Here is a 24,236-nt window from a genome sequence, read left to right as displayed (position 1 = left end):
GACGGGGAAAACCCGTCCGGCCGGGAGAAGCGTCAGGGCGTCGGCGCGAGCAGGGCCTCCAGGCGCTGGATGCGCGCCTCGAGCGCCGCCTTGTCGGCCTGCAGCTGTTCGATCTGCCGCGCCTGCTCGTCCATGCGCGACTGCATCTGCAGCGTACGGCCGTCCAGCGCCTTGACGCCGGCAAAGTTCACCCCGTCGATGTCCAGGTGGCCGATGGCCAGCGGCTCGGCGCCCAGGCCGAACTCGCGCCAGAAGTCCTCGGCGAAGGGCCCCATGTGCCGCGACTGGCGCCCCTCGTCGATGTAGTTCCAGCTGTTGACGGGGATGCGCCGCATCCGCTCCAGCACGTCGTCGCCATCCACGTCCAGAAAGTTCTCCTTGAGCGTGACGCTGGACGCGCAGGTGATGGAGGCCCCGCCCGCCGCGATGTTGCAGCCGTTGGTGAGCGTGGCGTTGCTGCGGAAGCGAAAGCCGCCCGCCGCGCGCACCGCGAACTCGTTGTTGGCCACGGCCTCGATGGAGTCCGTCGTCGACGCGTCGCCGAACACCTTGGCGCCGGTGTGGCCGTTGGTGCTGGCCCGGTAGCCAAAGGCCATGGAGTAGTCGGCGTCGGCCGTGGTGGTGTAGCCAATGGCCACCGCCGCGTCGCCGTCGCTCCAGTTGTTGTGGCCAATGGCCACGCCCGCCTGGTCCAGCACGTCGTTGTTCAGCCCCAGCGCCATCCCGCAGGTGCCGATGCTCCCCGCCGACCCCCACACCTTGTTGCCGCTGCCGATGGCGGTGCCGCACTGCGCGGACGCTTCGACCGTGTTCTGGTTGCCCAGCGCCACCGAGTAGTTGCCCGCCGCCGTCACCAGGGCACCCGCCGCGAACGAGTAGTAGCCGATGTTGCTTTCGTCGAACTGGCCGCCCAGGTCGGCGTACCCGGCGCGAAAGGAGGCCTTGGCGGGGTGCCACATCATGCGCGTCCCCGAGCCCGACGCGGGGATGATCCCGATGGTGATCTGCCCCAGCGCCACCATGCCGCCGGCGGAGTCTACGCGAAAGCGGTCGCCCGCGGGCGAGCCGGAGCGCAGCTGCAGCAGGATGTCGGATTGCGCGGCCGCGGGCGCGGCGGCCAGGAAGAGTGCCACCGCGGCGGCGGTGTTGAGCAGAGCGCGATTCATGGGCGGACGTCCGGTCCAGGGTTCAGCGTGCGCGGACGGAACGGTTCCGCCGCGTCCCCGTGGGCGAAGGCGCCGTTTCGCGCCCGCCGCCGCGGACAGGGAGCCCCCGCACGTGTGGCCGCGTGGCAGGGGCAGGGTCCCGCATGGGGCCGGGCGCTCAGGGCGCCGGCTGCCCCATCAGAGCTTCCAGCCGCGCGATCCGCGCCTCCAGCTCCGCGTTGCGCGCCTCCGTGGCCGCGTTGGCCGTCTGCAGCGCCTGGTTGGCGGCCCGCAACTCCTCGATCTGCCCCGCCTGGGTGCTGACCGTGGATTGCAACTGCTGCGTGCGGGCGTCCAGCGCCTTGACCCCCGCAAAGTTCACCCCGTCGATGTCCAGGTGGCCGATGGCCAGCGGCTCCGTCCCCAGCCCGAACTCGCGCCAGAAGTCTTCCGCGAACGGCCCCATGTGCCGCGACTGGCGCCCCTCGTCGATGTAGTTCCAGCTGTTGACGGGGATGCGCCGCATGCGCTGCAGCACGTCCTCGCCGTCCACGTCCAGGAAGTTTTCCTTGAGCGTGACGCTGGACGCGCAGGTGATGGAGGCGCCGCCCGCCGCGATGTTGCAGCCGTTGGTGAGCGTGGCGTTGCTGCGGAAGCGGAAGCCGCCCGCCGCGCGCACCGCGAACTCGTTGTTGGCCACGGCCTCGATGGAGTCCGTCGTGGACGCGTCGCCGAACACCTTGGCGCCGGTGCGGCCGTTGGTGCTGGCGCGGTAGCCGAACGCCATGGAGTAGTCGGCGTCCGCCGTGGTGCGGTAGCCCAGCGCCACCGCCGCGTCACCGTCGCTCCACGCGTTCTGGCCAATGGCCACGCCCGCCGTGTTCAGCACGTCGTTGTTCAGCCCCAGCGCCACGCCAAACGAGCCGGTGCTGGTGACCATGTTGCCGCTTCCCACCGCGATCCCCGCCTGGGCGCCGGCCTCGACGGTGTTCTGGTTGCCCAGCGCCACCGAGTAGATGCCGGCGGCCGTGCTAAGGGCGCCGCCGGCCCAGCTGTAGTAGCCGATGTTGCTTTCGTCCCACTGGCTGCCGTCCACGTAGCCGGCGCGGAACGCGGTCTTCTGCGGGTGCCACATCATCCGCCAGCCGGCGCCGCTGGCGGGGATGATCCCGATGCCGATCTGCCCCAGCGCGACCACGCCGCCCGCGGAGTCCACGCGCAGGCGGTCGGTGGCGGGCGAGCCGGAGCGCAGCTGCAGCAGGATGTCGGATTGCGCCGCCGCCGGGACGGCGGAGAGCGTGAGCCCCAGAACGGCCAGGCGCTTGAGCAGGTTCATGTGCGTTCTCCGTCAAAAAGGGTGGGCCGGCGGGGCGGGTTTCATCCACCCGCGCCGGCCCGTGAGGCTGCGCGTAACGGTCGGGCGTGCGAGGCTCAGGGCGTGGGCGCCCCGCCGGCCAGCAGCGCCTCCAGCCGGGCGATGCGGGCCTCCATCTGGGCGTCGCGCGCCTGCAGGGCGGCGTTGGCCGCGCGCAGCGACTCGTTGTCGGCGCGCAGCCGCTGCATCTCGTCCTGCATGCCCAGCGTGCGGGCGTCCAGCGCCTTGACGCCGGCAAAGTTCACCCCGTCGATGTCCAGGTGGCCAATGGCCAGCGGCTCGGCCCCCAGCCCGAATTCGCGCCAGAAGTCTTCGGCGAAGGGCCCCATGTGGCGCGACTGGCGCCCCTCGTCGATGTAGTTCCAGCTGTTGACGGGGATGCGCCGCATGCGCGCCAGCACGTCGTCGCCGTCCACGTCCAGGAAATTTTCCTTGAGCGTGACGCTGGACGCGCAGGTGATGGAGGCGCCGCCTGCGGCGATGTTGCAGCCGTTGGTGAGCGTGGCGTTGCTGCGGAAGCGAAAGCCGCCCGCCGCGCGCACCGCGAACTCGTTGTTGGCCACGGCCTCGATGGAGTCCGTCGTCGAAGCGTCGCCGAACACCTTGGCGCCGGTGCGGCCGTTGGTGCTGGCGCGGTAGCCAAAGGCCATGGAATAGTCGGCGTCGGCCGTGGTGGTGTAGCCGATGGCCACCGCCGCGTCGCCGTCGCTGGTGTTGTTCTGGCCGATGGCCACGCCGGCGTGGTCCATCACGTCGTTGTTCAGCCCCAGCGCGATGCCGCAGGTGCCGATGTTGCCGGCCGAGCCCCACACCTTGTTGCCGCTTCCCAGCGCCATCCCGCACTGCGCGCTGGCCTCGACCGTGTTCTGGTTCCCCATCGCGAACGAGTAGATGCCGGCCGCCGTGTTCAGCGCGCCGCCCGCCCACGAGTAGTAGCCGATGTTCGCTTCGTCAAACTGGCCGCCCAGGTCGGCGTACCCGGCGCGAAAGGCCACCTTGGAGGGGTACCACATCATGCGCCACCCCGCGCCCGACGCGGGGATGATCCCCAGGGTGATCTGCCCCAGCGCCACCACGCCGCCGGCGGAGTCCACGCGAAAGCGGTCGCCGGCGGGCGAGCCGGAGCGCAACTGCAGCAGGATGTCGGACTGGGCCGCCGCGGGCGCGGCCGCAAGGAACAGCGCCAGCGCGGCGCACGCGCGCGTCAAGAAGCGGTACATGGGGGCCTGTAAGGGTGGAAAGGTTCCTGTCGATACGCCGGGAGACGGCCGCCGGGACGCCCGGCACGCGCGGCGTGCAGCCGCGCGTGCCGAAGGCCGGTACTAGCTCGGGCGCACCCGGATGCGCTGCTTTTCGTTGCGCAGCCTGCCGCCCTGCACCACGATCCTGCCGCCGGTCACGTTGATGTTGCCGGTGACCGAGTAGCGTCCCGATTCGGTGATGCGCAGGTTGCGCACGTCGAAGTTGGTGAGGCCGCCGCCGATGGTGTTGCCGGTCCCCGTCAGGATCAGCCGCCCGGTGCCCGAGAAGGTGCCGGTGGTTCCCAGCGCCACGTTCCCCCCTACCGTCAGGTCGAACGACGACAGGTTGATGAACGGGTTCACCGCTCCATCCACCATGGTGAGGTTGGGCACCGAGGTGTTCTGCACCAGCACGGGGAACACGGTGGCCGAGTCTCCGTGGATGACCACCGAGTCCTGCGACCCCGGGTGCATCTCGTTGTGCCAGTTCTGGTTGGTGAGCCACAGGGTGCTGGCGTCGCCGTCCCAGTAGCGCGTCATCCCGTTCACGAACATCGGGTTGGTGCCCTTGATGCGGCGCCCCGTGGCCGTGAGCGTGGAGCCACCGTACGTGGTGTAGGTGACGTTGCGGGCGCGGACGCCGTTCACCATGGCCACCGTGGGCGGCATGACCGCGGTGCCGTCGCTGGAGGTGAGCGCCACGCTGTCGGTGATCATCGTCTTGATGTTGCCGTAGCGGTCCATGGCCCGCACCGTCACCGTGTACGCCATCCCGTAGTTGGCCGGGGGCGGCGTTCCCCCCGTAAAGTACGCGGCGCACGGGTCCAGCGTCTCGCTGGGCCGGTAGATCTCGATCTCGGTGAACGCGCCCGGGGCGGTAATGTGCTTGAGCGGCGTCGCCGGCGTGCCCGCGGTGCGCACGCTGCAGATCTGGCGCTGGCCGGGGTAGTCGGTCACGAACGGATCGGCGGCGGGGCTGCCCGCCAGCACCGTTACGGTGGTGGCGCCCAGGGCCGTGGCCCGCTCGCGCGCCCGGCGCACGCCGGCCGTGTCCTGCCGCTCTTCGATGCTCTCCGTCATCCGCGTTTCGGTGTCCTGCACCACCAGCACGTAAAAGCTGGCGAAGTACGGGTCGGCCGCGGCGGTGGCCTGCAGCGGGTAGCGGAAGGCGAAGGTCACCATGCCGCCCCAGTCGTTGCCGTTGACGGCGTTGGGGATGGTGCGGCTGGTGGGCGTGTTGGGGTTGCTCACCACGAAGCCGTAGGGGAACAGCCCCGTGACCTCGGCGGGCGGCGTGATGGCGGCCACCTCGGCCTCGGTGAACGCCTGCAGCACGTCGGGAAACCGGCTGCGCATGCGGCCGTCCTCGCCCAGGAACACGGCGCCCGTGGGCACCATGCTCTGCGCGATGGCGTTGCTGGCCGGCGCGTTGTTGAACAGCAGCAGCGACGTGAACGGCGTGCCCGGTACCGTGCTGGCCGTGGTCGCCGGGATGATGGTCACGTTGGTAAGCGGCCCGCCGGTGGTGTTCCGGAGCCGGTACGTGGCCGAGATGAAGCGCTGGCCGCCCTGGGTGCGGGTGCCCTCCGAAAACACGCTGGAGGTCACCAGCTCGATGGCGATGTTGGTGTTTACGGCGCTCATGGCGGCACTGGCCCCGCCGGTGGGGGTTACGGCCACCACCTTGCTGGCGGTGAGCGAACCCGCCTCGTCGCCGTTAAGCCCCGTCAGGGTAACCTGGTACAGGCCCAGCGGAACGGGAGCCGGCTTGGGCTGCTCGGGCCCGCTCGAGGGCTCGGTCGGCTGGTCGGCGCAGGCGGCGAGGGCCGCGAGCAGCGAGACCACTGTGAGGGCACGGAGGTGCGACACGTTGACCATTGACCGTGCAGAAGGTGGGAAGACGAGAGGACGTCGCGCGGGCAAAAATGCGCCGCGCGAGGCTTCAGCGCGCGTGGGGCGCGCGTACCAACCGCCGTTCACACCCGGCCGCGGAGGACGCGGCCGGGGGAGGCGGCGATTGCCTCAGGGAATGACGACCGTAAGCAGCGTCGTGGTTTCAAGCCGGCCCAGGTGCTCGACCGCGGGGGCCACGAAAGGCCTGCGGGCGACCGACGCATCCAGCGTGGTGCCGGAGTGCTGCACTTCGTTGTGAGCGAGCTCAGCCATGTGCCTTTACGCATCCAAGTGGGGTGTCCGCGGCCCGGCAGGACCGGCGGCTGCTGCCCGGCGCCGCTGCACCGGTAACAGGCCAGAAAGATAGCCCGAAGTGCGTAACTGTCAAGACTTTTGCGCCGCTCTGCTACACCCGTTTTCGGCCATGGCGCACCTTCTTAGTCCACCGGAACTCGATCTGCTACACCAACTTGGAGCAGGGTTCAAGGCCTTGCGGAGCAGTTGCGGAAGGATCGCCAAAATCTGGTGTTTTCCCCCGCGCCCGGGGGCTCGTCCGACGATCGGCTCCGTGGAAACAAGATACCCGCAGCCGCGTCCGGGAGCATGGGTCGAATGACCCATGCCCCCGATGCGAGATCCCCCAAAAAGGATGGGGTACAGAGGAACAGGGACAAAACGAGAGACGCAGAGGAACGGTTTTCCTCTGCGTCTCTGGCATTTCTCTGTTCCTCTGTACCCCATCCTCTGTTGGGAGGGGGTAAGGGTGGGTCAGCCGGCGGCGGCCAGGGCGCGGGCTCGGGCGGGGTAGCCCAGGGAAACCAGGCGCACGGGTGCCGGCTGGCCGTCGGCGATGCCGTGCCAGGGGGTGCCGGGGTAGTCGCGCAGCCAGCCGGTCTTGTCGAGCGAGCGCGCGCAGCGCATGCAGGGAAACGCGTCGAACGGGTCCGACGGGTCGCGGGGGGCGCTCTGGCGGGCCAGCGCGCGCAGCCCCTGCTGGTAGCGCGGCCACACGTCGGCGAAGCGCACCTCGTTCAGGTCGGCCACCACGTCGCGGTCGTTCTCGCCGTACTCCGAAAGCTGGCAGCACAGCGAAAGGCGGCCGCGGGCGTCCACGTACACGCGCTGCCCCGAGAACGTCTCGCAGGGGTGCTCGGGCCCGTCGTACGGATGGCCGTAGTCCAGCTGGATGAAGGTGCGCCGGCCGGGCTCGGCCTTGAGGGCGAACACCTCGTCGCGCACGGCCGGCCACTCGCTGGGCGGCAGGTCGCTGTCGCGGGCGGCGCTGCCGGGGACGGGCTGGGGAAGGATGAAGTGCATCCGCGTGCACCCCAGCGCCTCGGCCAGGTCGGCGGCGCGGCGCACCTGGTGGCGGTCGCGCCGGTCGATGACGATGGAAAGCGCGGCCGGGATGCGCCGGCTGGTGAGCAGGGCGACCGCCTGCAGCACCCGCTTGAAGCTTCCCCGTCCGCGCTCTTCGTCGTGGACCTCTTCGGTGGCGCCCGACAGGCTTACCCGCACCGCCTCGGGGGGGTGCCGGTCCAGCGAGGGCATCATGCGGCGCATGTGCCACCCGTTGGTGACGAACCGGTACGGAACGCCGCGGGCCAGCAGCCCCGCGGTGATCCCGTCCCACTGGGGATGCAGCGTGGGCTCGCCACCCGTAAGGGAGGCGGTCACGTTCCCCGCGCCAAAGATGCCCAGCGCGTCGTCCACCGTGCGGAACACCAGCTCCGGCGGCAGGTTCCGGACGGTGGTGACGTCGTCGCGGATGCAGTGCGGGCACCGCAGGTTGCAGTGCTCCGTCAGCGCAAAGCCCACGTACATCATGACTGCGTCTCCAGCCGTCCGGTGCGCCGGATCAGAAGCAGGTGCTGCCGCCGGTGCCGCAGTTGCCGTCGATCGGCGCGGTGAGCAGCGTAAGCTCGGTCAGGCGCGGCAGGTCTTCCACGCGCGGGGCGACCCAGGGACGGCGCTCGGCGGTGGCGCTGCGCGGAGAAGTACGGATGGTGCCCTTGTCGGCCATTGCTGGAATCTCGTTGCGAAGGGAGGTGTGCCGGAGCGATCCGGCGGTGCAGAGCCGGCCCGGGTGCGCCCTGGAGGTTTCCCCGAGGCGGCGACCGGGCGAGAGGATGCGTTGCCCGGTGCGGAGGACGCCGACCCGCCGCGTGCGGCGGTGTCGCGGACGGACAGAATCCTAATGTCCAAACCTTGTTCGCGCAACACACGCGGTTGGGGCTGCTACAAACTTTTGTCGCAAACCCGCGAAAACGAACGGAGTATCGGCGTCAGGGTATTCGCATCCCGTTGCGGTGCTGGCACTTGGGCGCGATGGCCCTCCAGGGATGATCGCGGTTTCCGCGAAACGGGGCCGGCGGCGCGGGGACCCTCGGGACCGCGCGGCGCGGCATCGGGGCCGCCGGTTTTGCCGCGGATTCCGGCGAAGCTGGGGCGTGCGCGTCCCACGTCTTCGCGATTCACCGATCGATCCCAACGGGGCGGGGGGCTGGATAAGCGGAGCCCATTCGTCCATATTGTACCCTTTGTACACTCTCCGGTCCCCGAACGGCCGCAAGGCGCGTCCCTGCATGAGCGTGGTTTCCGCCGACGTCTCCGTCCCCGAGCTTGCTCCCGGCGCCGATCCGCTGGACGCGGCGCGCGAGGTGCTGCGCCGCTACTGGGGGTACCCGGACTTTCGCCCGGGGCAGGACCAGGCCATCCGCAACGTCCTGTCCGGCGGCGACTCGCTCACCATCAGGCCCACGGGCGGGGGAAAAAGCCTGTGCTACCAGGTGCCGGGCGCGCTGCTTCCCGGCGTTACGCTGGTCGTTTCCCCCCTCATCAGCCTGATGAAGGACCAGGTGGACGCGCTGGACGCCGCGGGGGTGCCGGCGACGTTCATCAACTCCACCCTGCCCACGGGCGAGATGGCGGCGCGGCTGGACGCGGCCGAGCGGGGCGACATCAAGCTCCTTTACGTGGCCCCCGAGCGCTTTGACGCCGAGGGGTTCCGGCGGCGGCTGAAGGCGATCCCCGTAAGCCTGCTGGCGGTGGACGAGGCGCACTGCGTAAGCGAGTGGGGCCACGACTTTCGCCCCAGCTACCTGCGCCTGCGCGAGGTGCGCACGCTGCTGGGCGACCCGCCGGTGGCCGCGCTGACGGCCACGGCCACGGAGGAGGTGCGCGCCGACATCGTCCGGCAGCTGGGGCTGCGCGACCCGGCGGTGCTGGTGACGGGGTTCGACCGGCGCAACCTGATCTGGCACGTGCTGCAGGCCAAGAACGACTCCGAAAAGGACCGGCTGCTGCTGCGGCTGCTCAAGGGGCGCGACGGGTCGGCCATCATCTACGCCTCCACGCGCAAGGCGGTGGACGCGCTGACGCAGCTGATCAACGGGATGGGGACGCCGGCGGTGGGCTACCACGCGGGGCTTCCGGACCGCGACCGCAAGCGCATTCAGGACGAGTTCATGAAGGGGAAGGTGCGCGTGGTGATCGCCACCAACGCCTTCGGGATGGGGATCGACAAGGGCGACGTGCGCGTCGTCATCCACTACAACCTGCCCGGCAACCTGGAGGCGTACTACCAGGAGGCGGGGCGGGCGGGGCGCGACGGGGGCGAGAGCGACTGCGTTCTGCTGCACGCGCACAAGGACAAGTTCACGCACGAGTACTTCATCAAGTCCGCGTATCCCCCGCGCCGCGCGGTGGAGGCGATGATGCGGGCGCTGCGCCACGGCGCCGGCTCCGACGGATTGTTCACCATGCGCGTGGCCGACCTGGCCAACGCGGTGGACGGGATCGACGACGAGCGGCAGGCGGCGTCGGCCGTGCGCGTGCTGGAGCAGTTCGGGCTGGTGCGGCAGACGTACGGCAACGGGCCGCAGCCGGTGCGCGTGCGGCTGCTGGCGCGCCCCGACCGCATCTCGCGCGAGCTGGGCGAGCGGCCGGCGGAGCTGCACTTTCTGCGCGCGCTGTGGAAGGGCGCCGGCGGCGAGGCGCTGTACCGCGGCGTAAGCCTGGACTGGCGCGCCCTGGACCGCGCGGCCGGCGAGCAGGGTGCGGCCACGCCCCTTCTCCGCGCGCTGGGGGACGAGGGCTTCGTGGAGTGGCGCGCGCTGACGGGCGAGGGGGTGTGGGTGCTGGATCGCGAGACGCCCGTGCAGCGGCTGCCGGTGGACTGGCGCGCGCTGGACGACCGCAAACGGCGCGAAGAGGCCAAGCTGCGCGAGATGCAGCGCTACGCCTACGCTGAAGGGTGCCGCCGCGGCTTCGTGCTGCGCTACTTTGGCGATCCGGCGGCCATGCGGGAGTGCGGCGCCTGCGACAACTGCCTGGGTGGCGGGCCGCTGGGTCTGCCCGCCGGGGGCGCCGCGCCGGAGCCGGCCAGCCGGGCCGAGCGGGTGCTCGCGCGGCTGGTTGCGCTGCGCGCCGAGATCGCGGGGCGCGACGGCATTCCGCCGCAGATGCTGTGGCCCGACTCGCTGGTGCAGACGCTGGCGGGGGTGCATCCGCGCAAGGTGGAGGGGCTGATGGCCGTCCGCGGGGTCACGCGCGAGTTCGCGGACCGCTGGGGAGCGTCGGTGCTGGCGGCGATCAACGAGGGGCTGGACGCCAACCGTGCACGGACGCGCGCGGGGGACGACGCGCCCCGCCCCCAGCGCCGGCGCGAGCGCGGCGAGCTTCCCGCCGCCCCGTCCGACGCCGCGCCGCCCACGGCGGAGCAGCGGGAGCTGTACACGCGGCTGCGGGCTCTGCGCACCGAATTGGCCAAGGAGCAGGAGCTTCCCGCCTACTGCGTGTTCGCCGACAAGACGCTGGTGGAGATGGCCAAGCGGCACCCCACCAGCCTGGCGGAGATGCGCGCGGTCCCCGGCATCGGCCCCGCCAAGATCGAAAAGTACGGCGACGCGTTTCTGGAGGTTCTGCGCCAGGGATAGCGGGAAAAGGAGGATGGGGTACAGAGGAACAGGGGTCGATGGAGGAACAGCGGTGCAGGTCGAGCTTCCCCGTTTCATCCTCTGTTCCTCCGGCTGTTCTCGGTTCCTCTGTACCCCATCCTCTTTTGCCTTTCCTGCGCGTGAACGGCCCCGCGAAAACCGGCCGATCGGCAAGTGGATTGCGTTGTCATCTTTCCCGCCCGCGCATGCGCCCTTAAATTGGCCCGGTTTACGGAAGCTTTGCGCGGAACCGGCGATTCCGCCGCACATCCGGCCACCCCAGATCCGACGAAACGGCACAGCACGCACCCATGGAACGGTACTTCGACGAGAACCACCTGATGATCCGCGACATGGTGCGCGACTTCGCCCAGAACGAGATCGCGCCCGTGGCGGGGGAGCTGGACCAGACGTCGGAGTTTCCCTGGGAAAACGTCAAGAAGATGGGCGAGCTGGGGCTGCTGGGCGTGCCCTGGGGCGAGGAGCTGGGCGGCGCGGGGATGGACGGGATCAGCTACATGATCGCCATCCACGAGCTGGCCAAGGTGGACGCGAGCCACGCCATCACCGTGAGCGCGCACACCACCCTGGGCACCTCGCCTATCGTCAACTTTGGCACGGAGGAGCAGAAGGAGCGCTTTGTCCCCGTGCTGGCCAGCGGCACCGTCCTGGGCGGCTTTGGCCTTACCGAGCCGGGCGCGGGCTCGGACGCCGGCGGCACCGCGACCACGGCGACGAAGACGGATGGCGGGTGGATCCTGAACGGCAGCAAGATCTTCATCACCCACGCCGGGGTGGGCGAGGTCTTTGTGGCCACGGCCGTGACGGACCGGGAAAAGGGGAACAAGGGGATCACTTCCTTTATCGTCGCCAAGCCCACCGTGGACCTGGAAAAGGCGCGCGAGCTGGGCGTGGGGCACAGCGACGACCTGCCGTTCACTGAAGGGGTGCGCGCGGGAAAGAAGGAGGACAAGATGGGGTGGCGGGCGTCGGACACGCGCGAGCTGGTGCTGGAAAACGCGTTCGTGCCCGACAATCAGGTGCTGGGCGAGGTGGGGATGGGCTTCATCAACTTCATGAAGACGCTGGACGCCGGCCGCATCGGCATCGGCGCGCTTTCGCTCGGCATCGCCGAGGGCGCGTTCGAGCAGGCGGCACGGTACGCCGCCGAACGGCGGCAGTTTGGCAAGCCCATCTCGGAGTTCCAGGGCATCCAGTTCATGCTGGCCGACATGGCGACCGAAATCGAGGCCGCCAAACACCTGGTGTACAACGCGGCGTGGCTCAAGGAACAGGGCCGGCCGTACGCAAAAGAGGCGTCGATGGCAAAGCTGTTCGCCTCGGAGGTGGCCATGCGGGTCACCACCAAGGCAGTACAGATCCACGGCGGCTACGGCTACACCAAGGAATACCCGGTGGAGCGCATGATGCGCGACGCCAAGATCTGCGAGATCGGGGAGGGGACCAGCGAGATCCAGCGGCTGGTGATTGCCCGAAGCCTCCTCCGCGAGCTCTCCCACTGAACGGTGGGCCGCGGTGCCCGCGTGGCGCCGCCGGCCCTTGCAGAGGACCGATGGACATCCAACGGCACCACGGGGGGCGCACGCGCGCCCCTCGCGCGCGGCCATCCCCCCCGCCGGGTCTCGCCCGGCGGCGCACCCGCACCGCGGGGGCGTCGTGAAGCGCGAGATCCTGGTCAACGCCACCGCCCGCGAAACGCGCGTCGCCATTCTCGAGGACGACCTGCTGGTCGAGCTCATGGTCGACCGGCCGGACGCGGCGCGCATGGTGGGCGACGTGTACAAGGGGCGGGTTGAGGCCGTGCTTCCCGGCATCCAGGCCGCGTTCGTCGACATCGGCACGGAGAAGGCGGCGTTTCTGCACGTCTCCGACGTGGCGCTGGAGGAGGACGGCGACGACGACGACGACGGGTCCGAACCCGACGAGGGCGCGGAGAAGCCGTCCGCCAACGGCGGCGGAGGAGGCGGGGGCGGCGGGCGCAGGCGCGACTATCCGCCCATCCAGGAGGTCCTGAAGAAGGGGCAGGACCTGGTGGTGCAGGTGAGCAAGGAGCCCATCAGCACCAAGGGCCCGCGCGTGACCGCCCAGATCTCGCTCCCGGGCCGCTTTCTGGTCTACATGCCCGGCTCGTCGCATGTGGGCGTGTCGCGCAAGATCGAGGACCGCGAGGAGCGGGCGCGGCTGCGAGCGCTCGCCCGCGAGGTGCTGCCGGAAAAGTCCGGCGGCATCATCGTGCGCACGGTAAGCGAGGACCTGACGCGGGAGACCTTCGAGCGCGAGCTCAAGTCGCTCATGTCCACCTGGCAGCAGATCCAGAAAAAGGCCAAGCGCGCCCGGGCCCCCGCGCCCGTGCACCGCGAGGCCAAGCTGACGGCCGGCATCATCCGCGACCTGTTCTCGCAAAAGGTCGACTCGCTTACGGTCGACAGCAAGAACGTGTTCGACGAGATCGTGGCGTACCTGGAGCAGGTGGACCCCTCGCTGGTGCAGCGCGTTCACCTGTACAGCGACGCCAAGCCGCTCTTTGACGCGTACGACCTGGAGCGCGAGATTCGCGACGCGTTTCAGCGCCGCGTGAACCTGCCCTCCGGCGGCTACATCATCGTCGAGCCCACCGAGGCGCTGGTCAGCATCGACGTCAACACGGGGCGCTACACGGGCAAGAAGGACCCCGAAAAGACCATCCTCAAGACCAACGTGGACGCGGCCAAGGAGATCGCGCGGCAGCTGCGGCTGCGCGACGTGGGCGGCATCATCGTCTGCGACTTCATCGACATGGAGTCCAAGGCGAACCGCGACAAGGTGCTGCAGGAGCTTCGGCAGCACCTGAGCCGCGACCGGGCGAGGACGAAAGCCTTTCAGGTGAGCGAGCTGGGGCTGATCGAGATGACGCGCCAGCGGGTGCGGCCGTCGCTCTACCACACCCAGACGGCCGCGTGCCCCACCTGCGGCGGCAGCGGGCGCATCTTCACGCCCGAGACGGTGGTGCGGCGCATCGAGCGCTCCATCCGCCGCGCCGCGGCCGACGGCAAGGAGCGGCAGGTGACGGTGCGGGTGCACCCCGAGGTGGCGCTCTTCGTGATCGAGCAGGAGCCCAAGTTCCTCAAGGACCTGGAAAAGTCGCTCAAGCTTACCCTGGCCCTGCGCGACGACCCCCTGCTTCAGCAGGACGAGATCCGGCTGATCGCGACGAACACGCAGCAGGATCTGAGCGGGAAGTACAATCTCGGCTGAGGGTACGAAGGTACGGGGTACGAAGGTACGAAGGTACGAGAGTACGGAGTACGAGAGTACGGAACGACGGACCGGGCGCACGCGAGTTGGCGGGCGCCCGGTTCGTCGTTCTGGGTGGCCGATGGATTGGGGCTCTGCGACGGGGATCGAACTGCGTCGGACAGGGCGCCCCCTCCGGCTCGTAAACCTCGCCCACCTCCCCCACAAAAGACTGGGGGAGGTTGGTTGCAGAGCAGGGGGACCTGGTGCTTCGGACCGTCCGGAGCAGGCCCCCTCCGGGCCGGCACCACCGGCCCACCTCCCCCGAAACTGCCGGGGGAGGTTGGGGTGGGGCAGCCGGCGGCAAGCTTCGGATGGGAGCGGGATGGCAGGCCGCCCCCCTCCCCAGTCCTCCCCCGCAAACTGCGCGGGGGAGGGAGGTGTGACGCACCTTGTCGAAGCGGGATCGACTTCTCCCCTCTCCGTGAGGAACGAACGGGGAGGGGCCGGGGGAGGGGCACCTTCGCACACACGGCGGCTCCGCGGATTCGCTCCGCGGTCGCCGGTGTGTCGGGTGCTTTTCCGACGGATGAACGAGCACGCCGTTTCGCTTCAAATTCGGTTTTTATTCGGTTAAATTCCATGCGCTGGTCAGTTTTCATTCCTTAACCGGGAGGGAAGCATGGCAGTGGTACAGGGAACGATTCGCGACGACGGCGGGGCGGTGTTCAACGTGCGCAACACGGCGTTCGCGGGCGGGGCCACGGGCAACGGCTCCACCAACGACGCGCTGGCCATCCAGGCCGCGATCGAGGCGGCCGCGGCCAACGGCGGCACGGTGTATTTTCCCGCCGGCACCTACAAGCACACTCTCATTCAGCTGCACGGGCGCGTGAACATGGTGGGCGCGCCGGGCGCCATTCTGCAGTGCGCGGGGCTGCAGTCGCACGATCCGGCGGTGGTGGAGGGGAACACGCCGGTGGCCATCGCCGTGGGCATTGCGTGGGCGGGGACGCGCTTTGCGGCGCACCCGTACAGCGGCGTCATCGAAGGGCTGCACTTTACGCGGCATCCCAGCTTCAGCTTTCCGGACGGGACGCACCTGATCAACTTCTTCTTCGCCAGCGAGTACGGCGTCATCCGCTGCCGGTTCACCGACATGCCGGGCGCCACGCCCATCAAGCACAACAACGACGGCACCTGGTACAACCAGGCAGAGGGCGTGGCCAAGAACAAGGGCTACTTCCTGTACAACTACATCAACGCCGGGGCCACGAACGTCGCGTCCATCCAGGAGGGGATCTCCATCTTCAAGGTGAACCTGGACGTGAACGCCAGCGACATGCACGTGGTGGGCAACACCATCCTGAACATCTCCGACGACCCCATCGCGGGGCACGGGGTGACCGGGTTCTGGGTGCGGGACAACCACTGCCGCACCATGGACGGCCACATCAAGATCAACGACTGCCTGGACTTTCACGTGCTGTCCAACGACTGCGAGCACGTGCAGTTTCAGGGCGCGCAGGGGCTTACGTGGGGGACCGGGGTTTCGCTGATCTGGGCCGGCTGGGGAAACGACATGGAGAGCCGCGGCAGCCACCTGGGCGAGATCCGCTTCAACCGCCTGCGCATTCCCGACGGCCACGCGGTACCGTACCCCATCTACCTGACGGGCGCCTCGGACGTGGAGGTCACGCACAACCACGTGCGCAACGAGGGCACGGGCGACGCGTACATCACGGCGCGCATGGACGCGCGCCCGGAGGTGTGCGACTACAGCGCCGGCGCGGCGGCGTGCGCCTGGGGGTGGAAGCCGTACGGGCGCATTCTGGTGGACGACAACTACCTCGTACGCACGGGGATCACCTTTGTGGAAAGCGAGTCGCCGCAGCGCGTGGGCTGGGTGCGGGCGCGCAACAACACCTCGCTGCCGGCCACGCGCCCCAACGGCACGGTGCTCCCGCCGCTTCCCCTGCGCGCCGAGGCGGCGCGCTTCGCGGAGGACGACGTGGACCCGCGGGGGTGGAACGCCCCCGACCACCAGGTGAACGGCGCGCTGGTGGCGCAGCCGGAGCTGCTGTGCGAGTGGTCGCTCAAGGACATCGCCGCCACCAGCGCCGAGGTGCCGATGGTGCGCTTCGACAGCATGGGCCGCTGGTACGCGCCCGCCGACATCCAGCTGACGGCGGTTACGGTGGAATGCGACGCCGACTTTCCCGCGCTGGGCGCGGACGCAAAGGTCAGGGTGAACGCGGCGCAGGTGATCCAGTTCACCTTCACCAACGCGGGAGCGAGCCCGCGCCTGTGGACGCACGCCGTCCCCGCCAACGCCGGCACCCCCGCGGTTCCCGGCGTGCGCGTGCTGAAGAACCAGTACGTGGAGGTGGGGATCCTGCCGCAGAGCCGCCTGACCGGCCGCGACGTGGTGCTGCGCCTGTACGGCGTGCGTCTGGCCCGTATGGGCACCTGACGCCTGGCGGAAAATGCCCTCCGCGCATCGAGGATGCGCGGGACGTGACAGGGACCCGAACGCACGACGGCCCGCGGATCCACTCCGCGGGCCGTCGTAACGATCACCCGTTCACCCGTTCACCATCACACCCCCACACCCTCACACCCCGACACCAGCCCCCGCCAGCAACTCCGCCGGGTCCTGCTGCTCCGCCGCGGCCAGGTTCAGCCGGATGATGAGCTGCAGCAGCTCGCGCGCGGTGTGCGCCGAAAACGTCGGGGAGTGGGGGAGCAGCAGGGGCGGCAGCTCGCCGGCGGCGGCGTCGCCCAGTCGGTTGCGAGCGGCGCGGGTCACGATCACCGCGTCGTCGCGGTTCAGCCCGGTGAGCGCGTCGGCGTCGTCGGCCAGCACCACGCGGATCTGCTCGGGGCCCTCGCTGGCGTCGGCGTACATGGCGCGCAGCCGGTTGCCGAACTCGGGGTCCACGCACACCAGCGTAACGCCGCCGCTGCGGATCTGCCGCTGCACCGTCTCTACCACCTCGCTGTTCACGGTCAGCGTGACGGCCGGCACGTCCACGTTCTCGGCCGCCTTGCGCACCAGCCGCGAATGGTAGCTGGTGGTGACCACCAGGTCGGTGGCGCGGATGGCCTGCTCGACCGCGTGGAACTCCACGGAGCGGTCGGGGCGGGGAAGGGGGATGGGAGAGATGTAGACGGGGACCGCCTCCAGCCCGAACTGCTCCTCGAGCTCGGCGCAGTACGCGGCCATCTGGTCCACGTTGCTCTCCACGCAGGCGCAGCGCAGGCGCACGGTGCTGGTGCAGCGGCGGATGAGCTCGGGGATCTCGGCCAGCGTCATGCGGCGCTTCCAGCCTTCCACCAGCACGCCGGCCATCCACCGGGCCGTCTCGGCCAGCACCTCGCCGCCCAGCTGGTCCTGGGGCGCCAGGTACACGCCGGAGCGGCCGCGCACCTCCACCAGCCCCTCGTCCTCGAGCACCCGGTACGCCTGGGCCACCACGCGGTGGTCCACTCCCATCTCTCGCCACAGAGTGCGAATGCTGGGAAGGCGGTCGCCCGGCTGCAGCAGCCCCAGGTGCAGGGCGCTCAAGATTCGGTCGCGCAGCTTGTCGCTGAGGGCGGTTTCCTGGTCCATCCTTAACCGGTCACAGGGTACTGGGGGGACACGGCGCATTCCGGCCACGCGCCGGGAGCGCTTGAAAAGATCGTCTTGCGGGGGGTTCGCGCAACACGTACCCTCCACGCAGCGCGGGGCGCTCCCCGCACGTGCGGTGCCGTCTGGCGTGCTCCGTGCATTCTTTGAATCCCTGTAATGAGCACTTTTTCACGCGTGAGCACAAGTGCTACGAGCGCGGGACCCGTTCCGCGCCCCCCGGCTGCGCCCGTCCGGGCGCCCCGGGACCCGTCCCGCACCCTGGCCCGATGCCGCTGATCCCCCTGCTGGTCATCGTCGGGCTCATCGCGCTTACCGCCCTGTACGTGGCCGCCGAGTTTGCCGCGGTAAGCGTGCGCCGAAGCCGCATCCGCCAGCGCGCCGAGCAGGGAGACCCCGCCGCGCTGCGCCTGCTACCCTACCTGGACGACCCCCAGGCGCTCGACGGCTACATCGCCGCCTGCCAGATCGGCATCACCCTTACGTCGCTCATCATCGGCGCGTACGGGCAGGCGTCCATGGCCGGGCCGCTGGCCAGCTTCATCCAGCGCGTGTCGAGCCTCAGCGAGTCGGGCGCCCGCTCCACGGCGGCGGCCGTCATCCTGGTGGTCCTGACCGTGCTGGCGATGGTGCTGAGCGAGCTGGTGCCCAAGTCGCTGGCGCTGCAGTTTCCCACGCAGGTGGCGCTGCGCACGTCGCTGCCCATGAAGTGGTCGCTGACGGCGTTCTCCATCTTCATACGTTTCCTGAACGGAAGCGGCAACCTGGCACTTCGGGCCATGGGTGTCCAGCCCGTGGGCCACCGCCACATCCATTCGCCCGAAGAGATCGACCTGCTGATCGCCGAAAGCCGCGACGGCGGGCTGCTGGAGCCCGACGAGCACCGGCGGCTGCGGCGCGCGCTGCAGCTGGGCATTCGCCCCGCCCGCCACCTGATGGTGCCGCGGCAGGAGATCGTGGGGGTGGAGATCGACACCCCCATCGACCAGGTGCTCACGCGCATGGCGCAGACGCCGTACACGCGGCTTCCCGTGTACCGCGGCGACATCGACCACGTGGAAGGGCTGCTGCACACCAAGGACCTGTTCCGCGGCTACCTGGATTCGGGGCGCCTGCGCTCCATCCGGGAGCTGATGCGGCCCATCCTGATGGTGCACGAAAGCGTGACGGCCGACCGGCTGCTTACGCTGATGCGCGAGCGGCGCAGCCACGCGGCCATCGTGATGGACGAGTTTGGCGGCGTGGCCGGCCTGGTGACGCTGGACGACGTGCTGACGGAGGTGATGGGCGAGATCGCCGACGAGTTCCGCGTGAACGAGCCGCGCCCCGAAACGCTGGACGACGGCCGCGTGCGCCTGCCCGGCTGGCTGCGGCTGGACGAGGCCGAGCCGTGGATCGGCATGCTGTGGGAGGGCGAGGCCGACACGGTGGGCGGACGGGTGATGGAGGAGATGGGGCACGTGCCGCGGGTGGGCGAGACGGTGGAGATCGACGGGGTGCGGGTGGAGGTGGAGTCCGTTTCGGGGCACGCGGTGGCCTCCATCCTGGCCACGCCGTGGAAAGATCCCGACAGGCGCCGGCCGGCTGACGGCGAGGAGGAGGGGTGATGGACAAGCTTGTCCCCGTCCTCATCATCACCGTGCTCATTCTGCTGAACGCGCTGTTCGTGGCGGCCGAGTTCGCCATCGTGGGCGCGCCGCGCGCGGCGATCGAGCGACGCGCGGCGGAGGGCGACGCGGTGGCGCGGCTGGTCGCCGGGATCCTGCGCGACCCCCGCAAGCAGGACCGCTACATCGCCACGGCGCAGCTGGGCATCACCATCGCCTCGCTGGGGCTGGGCATGTACGGCGAGCACGTGCTGGCGGAGTGGATCGGCCACTGGCTGGACGGGCTGGGGCCGCTCAAGGCGCCGGCGGCGCACACGCTGGCCAGCATCCTGGCCGTGGCCATCCTCACCTACTTTCACATCGTGATCGGGGAGATGATCCCCAAGTCGCTGGCGCTGCAGTCCGCCGACCGGGCGGCGCTGTTCGTGACGCCGGTGATGCTGGCCATTCAGCGCATCGTCATCCTTCCCGTGATGGCGCTGAACGGGATCGGCAACTGGCTGCTCAAGCTGGCGGGGATCAACCGCTTCGTGGCCAGCGGCGAGCACTACCGCACGCCCGAGGAGCTGCAGTTCATCGTCCGCGAAAGCCAGGCGGGCGGCATGCTGCGCAGCGAGAGCGCCGACGTGGTGCAGGAGCTTCTGGAGTTTGGCGAGCTTACGGCGGGTGAGGTGATGATCCCGCGGGTCCGCGTGGTCGGCATCCCCGCCGGCGCGCCCTCGGAGGAGATGCTGCGCATTCTGCGCACCACGCCCCACACGCGCTACCCTGTCTACGAGGGAAGCCTGGACCACATCGTGGGGGTGGTGCACATCAAGGACATCCTGCGGCGCATGCCCAACCGCCGCGCGCTGCGGCCGTCGGAGGTGCGCGAGGTTCCCTTCATCCCCGAGACCTCCGGGATGGACGTGGTGCTGCGGGCCATGCGGCAGGTGAACAGCCAGATGGCGGTGGTGATGGACGAGCACGGCGGCACGGCGGGCGTCATCACCATCGAGGACCTGTTCGAGGAGGTGGTGGGCGAGATCGAGGAGGGCTGGGTGCAGCGCCCCGGCGCCGACCGCGACCCCGCCGGCCGGCTGCGCGTGGAGGGGACCATGCGCATCAGCGAGGTGGGCGAGGAGCTGGAGCTGGTGCTGGAGCACCCGGAGGTCGACACGGTGAGCGGCCTGGTGCTCGCCCTCCTCGACCGCCCCCCCGTGATCGGCGACACGGTGGAGTGGGACGACGTGCGCTTCGAGGTGACCGCGACGGAGGGCCACGGCGTCACCGAGTGCGCCGTGACCCCGCTCAAGCAGCGCCGCGCGGACGACCGGGAGTAGGGGCCGGTTCCGAAACGGCAGAACGCAGAGTACGCGGAGGATCGATCCTCTGCGTACTCTTTCTTTGTCCCTACACCCGCTCTGCCTCATGGGATCAGGCGAGATGGCGCGGCACACGGGGAGGGGAGGTATCGTCGCGCCCAAAGTCCCCGGGATCAAGCTTTTCTCGTCTCTCCGACGCTGCTGGAGCAAGACGCATCCGACGGCCCCCGCTCGTCGGGTGTCACGCGAATGCCAGCGCCCGCGCGTGGATCTCTGTACTCCTTACGCGCCACATGTTGCGCGATTTGGCGGGTTGCGGTATCGTCCATTCACTCCTCTGACATCCACCCAGACCGGAGACCATCATGTACAAGCCCGTGCTGAACATCGAGCAGCTGAACGTGGAGTCGTTCACCACTTCGGAGGCGGAGACGTCCCAGGATGACCAGATCGGCATCGTGGACACCGGCTGCGTGTCGGATTGCGCGACCGGCTGCGGCTTCGGCCCGAACGACTGCTGAGCGGTCGTCGGCGACCAGAACTGCACCGGCTGCGACAGCACCTGCGGCATCGTCTGGCCCTGAGACGCGTTGTGCCTGGGCCGTGACCTCCAACCGGGAGATGGAACGATGAAGAAACTGAAGCTCGAGATCGACTCGCTGCGCGTGGAATCGTTCGACGCCGCCCTCCCGCAGCCGGTGGGCGGCACGGTGCACGGCAACGAGAATGCGGCGGCGAGCGGAAATTCGGTGTACCGCCCCTGCTTTTACACCGAGCAGCCCAGCTGCACCTGCTGATCCCTTTCACGATCGAGGAAGGCTGCTCATCCCCCGTTACGGCGGCCGGTGCTCAGCGCGCCGGCCGCCGTTTCTTTTTCGGTGGCGGGTGCATACTTTGATGCGCTTCTTTCGCCCGCGCCCGTGCGCGGGCGTCTGCATCCGTGCAACCGAACAAGACCTGACGACCGCCCGATGCCCCACCACAGGATCGCAGAGCTGCTGCGCGGCGCCGTGCCCGCGGGGGAGACCGTTACCGTAAAGGGGTGGGTGCGCACCCGCCGCGACTCCAAGGCCGGCATGTCGTTCATCAACGTGCACGACGGCAGCGGCTTTGCCCCCATCCAGGTGGTGGCGCCGCGCGACCTGCCCAACTACGAGGGCGAGGTGCAGCGCCTGACCGCCGGCTGCTCGGTGGCCATCACGGGCGAGCTGGTGCCCACCCCCGGCCGGCCGCAGCCGGTGGAGGTGCTGGCGAAGGAGGTGGAGGTGCTGGGTTGGGTTGAGGATCCGGAGACGTATCCCATCCAGCCCAAGGAGCACTCCATGGAGTTCCTGCGCTCCGTGGCCCATCTGCGGGTGCGCACCAACACCTTCGGGGCGGTGGCGCGGGTGCGGCACACGCTGGCGATGGCCACGCACCGGTTTTTCGACCGCCGCGGCTTCTACTGGATCCACACGCCCATCATCACCACCAGCGACGCCGAGGGCGCGGGCGAGATGTTCCGCGTGAGCACGCTGGACCTGGCCAACATCCCCCGCACGCCGGACGGCGGGGTGGACTTTTCGCGCGACTTTTTTGGCGGCAGCGCGTCGCTCACGGTGAGCGGGCAGCTGAACGTGGAGGCGTACGCCATGGCGCTGGGCCAGGTGTACACCTTTGGCCCCACGTTCCGCGCGGAGAACAGCAACACCACGCGCCACGCGGCCGAGTTCTGGATGATCGAGCCCGAGATCGCCTTTGGCGACCTGAGCGACGACGCCGACCTGGCCGAGGACTTTCTCAAGACGCTCATCAAGGACCTGCTGGACGAGCGGCAGGACGACATGGCGTTCTTCGACGACCGCATCCAGAAGGGCGTGGTCAAGCGGCTGGAGGAGGTGCTGAGCAGCCCCTTCGAGCGGATGACCTATACCGAGGCGGTGCGCCGGCTGGAGGCGTCGAAAAAGAAGTTCGAGTTTCCGGTCAGCTGGGGGGTAGACCTGGCCACGGAGCACGAGCGGTTCCTGACGGAGCAGCTGGTGGGCGGGCCGGTGATCGTGACCGATTACCCCAGGGACATCAAGTCCTTCTACATGCGCCTGAGCGACGACGGCCGCACCGTGGCGGCCATGGACGTGCTGGCGCCGGGGGTGGGCGAGATCATCGGCGGGTCGCAGCGCGAGGAGCGGCTGGACGTGATGGACCGGCGGATGGAGGAACTGGGGCTGGACGCCGCCTCGTACTGGTGGTACCGCGACCTGCGCCGCTACGGCACGGTGCCGCACTCCGGATTTGGCCTGGGGTTTGAGCGGATGATCATGTACGCCACCGGCATGGCCAACATCCGCGACGTGATCCCCTATCCCCGCACCCCCGGCAGCGCGGACTTCTGACCCCTGCCGCCGATCGTTCACGCCGCCCGGACCGCCGCAAGGTTGTCCGGGCGGCGCTCTTCGTGTTAGGTTGGATACTCGGTTTCCGCCGCAAACTCATCGTGCGGAAGCCGCCGATGACGCCGCACGCGGAGCGTCGCGGCTGTGTCTGATCCCCCTTCCGGAGACCCCAGGATGAAGAAGCTGACGCTGGAGCTGGATGCGCTGACGGTCGCCTCGTTCGAGACCGTGCCCGAGGTGCCGCAGTCGCGCGGGACGGTGGACGGGTACGTGATCACGCCCAAGTGCGTGGTCACGGGCGGGGTGAACTCGTGCTGGTGCACCGAGCGGACCTGCCCCTGACGCACGGCGGTGGTCGTACGCGGAGGGCGCGGAGAGAGGCTTCTCTCCGCGTCCTCCGCGTTTCGTGCATTCCCCCGCGCGTTCGAACATCGGGGTTGATCGCGGCATCCTACTGAGCGATGTTTAACTCACTTTCCGCCGCCGTGTGTACATGTCGTCCGTTCCGCGCCTTTGCGGTCCGGCAGGCCGGCGGGACAACGCGTATCGGGAGAACTACCATGTCCAAGCTCAAGCTGCAGGTGGAATCCATCCAGGTGGTGTCGTTCGATCCCGGCCAGGGTGACGACACCCTGCAGGAGCGGTCGCTGCGCTGCACGGTCGACACCTGCGTGGTCACCGCCGGCATCGACTCGTGCTGGTGCAGCGAGTACAACACCTGCGAGTGCGTCTGACCGCTCGCCGGTGAACGCAGACGGCCCCGGACATCGCGTCCGGGGCCGTCTGCGTTTTCGGGCTTGCGTCGCAAGCCTCACCCGCTTCCGACGGAGGCGCGCTGTCATCCTGAAGCGGGTGTTGATAAACCTCAGTTGTTCCTCCAGAAGTACACTGTCATCCTGAGGGAGCGCACGCCTGAACCATCGTGCCCACAAGAATTTGCGCGCGACCGAAGGATCTTTGTCGGGTCGCGCGGGGCCCCGCCATCGGGAGCCGTTCAAGGCTCCGGTTCTGCAGGCAAGGTTCTTCGGTCGGCACCAAAGCGTTGTATCAGCAGATTGCGGAGCAGCGCTTCCTTCGGGATGACTGAGGGGGATGAGGTTCTTTCAACATCCTCTCAGGATGACAGGTGGGGGCGGACGGGGCTCTGACGAGCCCGGGCGTAAGGCAGGCTTCATCTTGCTTCGGATAAAGATCCTTCGGTCGGCGCACGGGCTGCCGCGTGTCACCGACGGTTCAGGGCGGCGCCTCTCTCAGGATGACAGGTGGGGGCAGACGGGGGGCTCTGACGAGCCTTGGGAGTAAGGCAGGCTTCGTCTCGCTTCGGATGAAGATCCTTCGGTCGGCGCACGGGCTGCCTCGTGTCACTGACGGTTCAGAGCGGCGCCTCTCTCAGGATGACAGGTGGGGGCGGACGGGGGCTCTAACGAGCCCGGGCGTAAGGCAGGCTTCATCTTGCTTCGGATAAAGATCCTTCGGTCGGCGCACGGGCTGCCGCGT

General features: G+C 69.2%; 19 protein-coding genes. 11 read left to right on the top strand and 8 right to left on the bottom strand.

The annotated features are described in order from the left end of the window. Positions 1-32: 32 nt before the first annotated feature. The 7 genes from ACOJUJ_RS08000 to ACOJUJ_RS07970 all read right to left on the bottom strand — a co-directional run bounded on the left by ACOJUJ_RS08000 (position 33) and on the right by ACOJUJ_RS07970 (position 7,677). Positions 33-1,166 carry a tail fiber domain-containing protein gene (locus ACOJUJ_RS08000; protein ID WP_420126338.1) on the bottom strand — a complete coding sequence of 378 codons (1,134 nt, stop codon included), beginning with the start codon at positions 1,164-1,166 and terminating at the stop codon, positions 33-35. Between the two features lie 157 nt (positions 1,167-1,323). After that, positions 1,324-2,481: a tail fiber domain-containing protein gene (locus ACOJUJ_RS07995; RefSeq protein WP_420126337.1), complete on the bottom strand. Its 1,158-nt coding sequence runs from the start codon at positions 2,479-2,481 to the stop codon at positions 1,324-1,326. A gap of 95 nt (positions 2,482-2,576) precedes the next feature. After that, positions 2,577-3,740, bottom strand: coding sequence for a tail fiber domain-containing protein (locus ACOJUJ_RS07990; protein WP_420126336.1), 1,164 nt, complete (start codon positions 3,738-3,740; stop codon positions 2,577-2,579). A gap of 102 nt (positions 3,741-3,842) precedes the next feature. After that, entirely contained in the window at positions 3,843-5,606 is a 1,764-nt protein-coding gene (locus ACOJUJ_RS07985) for a hypothetical protein (protein ID WP_420126335.1), read from the bottom strand. A 177-nt stretch (positions 5,607-5,783) separates the two neighbouring features. Further along, entirely contained in the window at positions 5,784-5,927 is a 144-nt protein-coding gene (locus tag ACOJUJ_RS07980; RefSeq protein ID WP_420126334.1) for a hypothetical protein, read from the bottom strand. A 495-nt stretch (positions 5,928-6,422) separates the two neighbouring features. Further along, complete coding sequence (locus ACOJUJ_RS07975) at positions 6,423-7,481, bottom strand: radical SAM protein (RefSeq protein WP_420126333.1); 1,059 nt, start codon at positions 7,479-7,481, stop codon at positions 6,423-6,425. A 31-nt stretch (positions 7,482-7,512) separates the two neighbouring features. After that, positions 7,513-7,677 (bottom strand): hypothetical protein, encoded by a 165-nt coding sequence (locus tag ACOJUJ_RS07970; protein ID WP_420126332.1) that lies wholly within the window; start codon positions 7,675-7,677, stop codon positions 7,513-7,515. A 562-nt stretch (positions 7,678-8,239) separates the two neighbouring features. On the opposite strand from ACOJUJ_RS07970, the gene ACOJUJ_RS07965 reads away from it, so the two are divergent. The 4 genes from ACOJUJ_RS07965 to ACOJUJ_RS07950 all read left to right on the top strand — a co-directional run bounded on the left by ACOJUJ_RS07965 (position 8,240) and on the right by ACOJUJ_RS07950 (position 16,298). Next, positions 8,240-10,591, top strand: coding sequence for a RecQ family ATP-dependent DNA helicase (locus ACOJUJ_RS07965; RefSeq protein WP_420126331.1), 2,352 nt, complete (start codon positions 8,240-8,242; stop codon positions 10,589-10,591). Between the two features lie 311 nt (positions 10,592-10,902). Then, on the top strand, positions 10,903-12,114 hold the full coding sequence (locus tag ACOJUJ_RS07960) for an acyl-CoA dehydrogenase family protein (protein ID WP_420126330.1): 1,212 nt from the start codon (positions 10,903-10,905) through the stop codon (positions 12,112-12,114). 154 nt (positions 12,115-12,268) lie between these two features. Continuing rightward, on the top strand, positions 12,269-13,846 hold the full coding sequence (locus ACOJUJ_RS07955; RefSeq protein WP_420126329.1) for an Rne/Rng family ribonuclease: 1,578 nt from the start codon (positions 12,269-12,271) through the stop codon (positions 13,844-13,846). A gap of 661 nt (positions 13,847-14,507) precedes the next feature. Beyond that, positions 14,508-16,298, top strand: a complete 1,791-nt coding sequence (locus tag ACOJUJ_RS07950; RefSeq protein WP_420126328.1) for a glycosyl hydrolase family 28-related protein — start codon at positions 14,508-14,510, stop codon at positions 16,296-16,298. Between the two features lie 141 nt (positions 16,299-16,439). Here ACOJUJ_RS07950 and ACOJUJ_RS07945 read toward each other — a convergent pair whose 3' ends face one another. Next, positions 16,440-17,438 (bottom strand): GntR family transcriptional regulator, encoded by a 999-nt coding sequence (locus ACOJUJ_RS07945; protein WP_420126327.1) that lies wholly within the window; start codon positions 17,436-17,438, stop codon positions 16,440-16,442. A 287-nt stretch (positions 17,439-17,725) separates the two neighbouring features. On the opposite strand from ACOJUJ_RS07945, the gene ACOJUJ_RS07940 reads away from it, so the two are divergent. The 7 genes from ACOJUJ_RS07940 to ACOJUJ_RS07910 all read left to right on the top strand — a co-directional run bounded on the left by ACOJUJ_RS07940 (position 17,726) and on the right by ACOJUJ_RS07910 (position 23,473). Beyond that, positions 17,726-19,063, top strand: a complete 1,338-nt coding sequence (locus ACOJUJ_RS07940; protein WP_420126326.1) for a hemolysin family protein — start codon at positions 17,726-17,728, stop codon at positions 19,061-19,063. Continuing rightward, positions 19,063-20,385, top strand: coding sequence for a hemolysin family protein (locus tag ACOJUJ_RS07935; RefSeq protein ID WP_420126325.1), 1,323 nt, complete (start codon positions 19,063-19,065; stop codon positions 20,383-20,385). The genes ACOJUJ_RS07940 and ACOJUJ_RS07935 overlap by 1 nt, the downstream gene beginning before the upstream one ends. Before the next feature lie 347 nt (positions 20,386-20,732). Beyond that, a complete protein-coding gene (locus tag ACOJUJ_RS07930) occupies positions 20,733-20,888 on the top strand; it encodes a hypothetical protein (protein ID WP_420126324.1) in 156 nt (51 codons plus the stop codon). A 108-nt stretch (positions 20,889-20,996) separates the two neighbouring features. Next, positions 20,997-21,164 (top strand): hypothetical protein, encoded by a 168-nt coding sequence (locus ACOJUJ_RS07925; protein WP_420126323.1) that lies wholly within the window; start codon positions 20,997-20,999, stop codon positions 21,162-21,164. Positions 21,165-21,338: 174 nt separating this feature from the next. Continuing rightward, entirely contained in the window at positions 21,339-22,739 is a 1,401-nt protein-coding gene (gene asnS, locus ACOJUJ_RS07920) for an asparagine--tRNA ligase (RefSeq protein ID WP_420126322.1), read from the top strand. Between the two features lie 174 nt (positions 22,740-22,913). Beyond that, entirely contained in the window at positions 22,914-23,081 is a 168-nt protein-coding gene (locus ACOJUJ_RS07915; RefSeq protein WP_420126321.1) for a hypothetical protein, read from the top strand. A 218-nt stretch (positions 23,082-23,299) separates the two neighbouring features. Then, positions 23,300-23,473 carry a hypothetical protein gene (locus ACOJUJ_RS07910; RefSeq protein WP_420126320.1) on the top strand — a complete coding sequence of 58 codons (174 nt, stop codon included), beginning with the start codon at positions 23,300-23,302 and terminating at the stop codon, positions 23,471-23,473. Positions 23,474-24,236: the final 763 nt, after the last annotated feature.

This window comes from Longimicrobium sp., from assembly GCF_048594345.1.
GTDB lineage: Bacteria > Gemmatimonadota > Gemmatimonadetes > Longimicrobiales > Longimicrobiaceae > Longimicrobium.
This window is presented reverse-complemented; position numbering and strand designations above follow the sequence as displayed.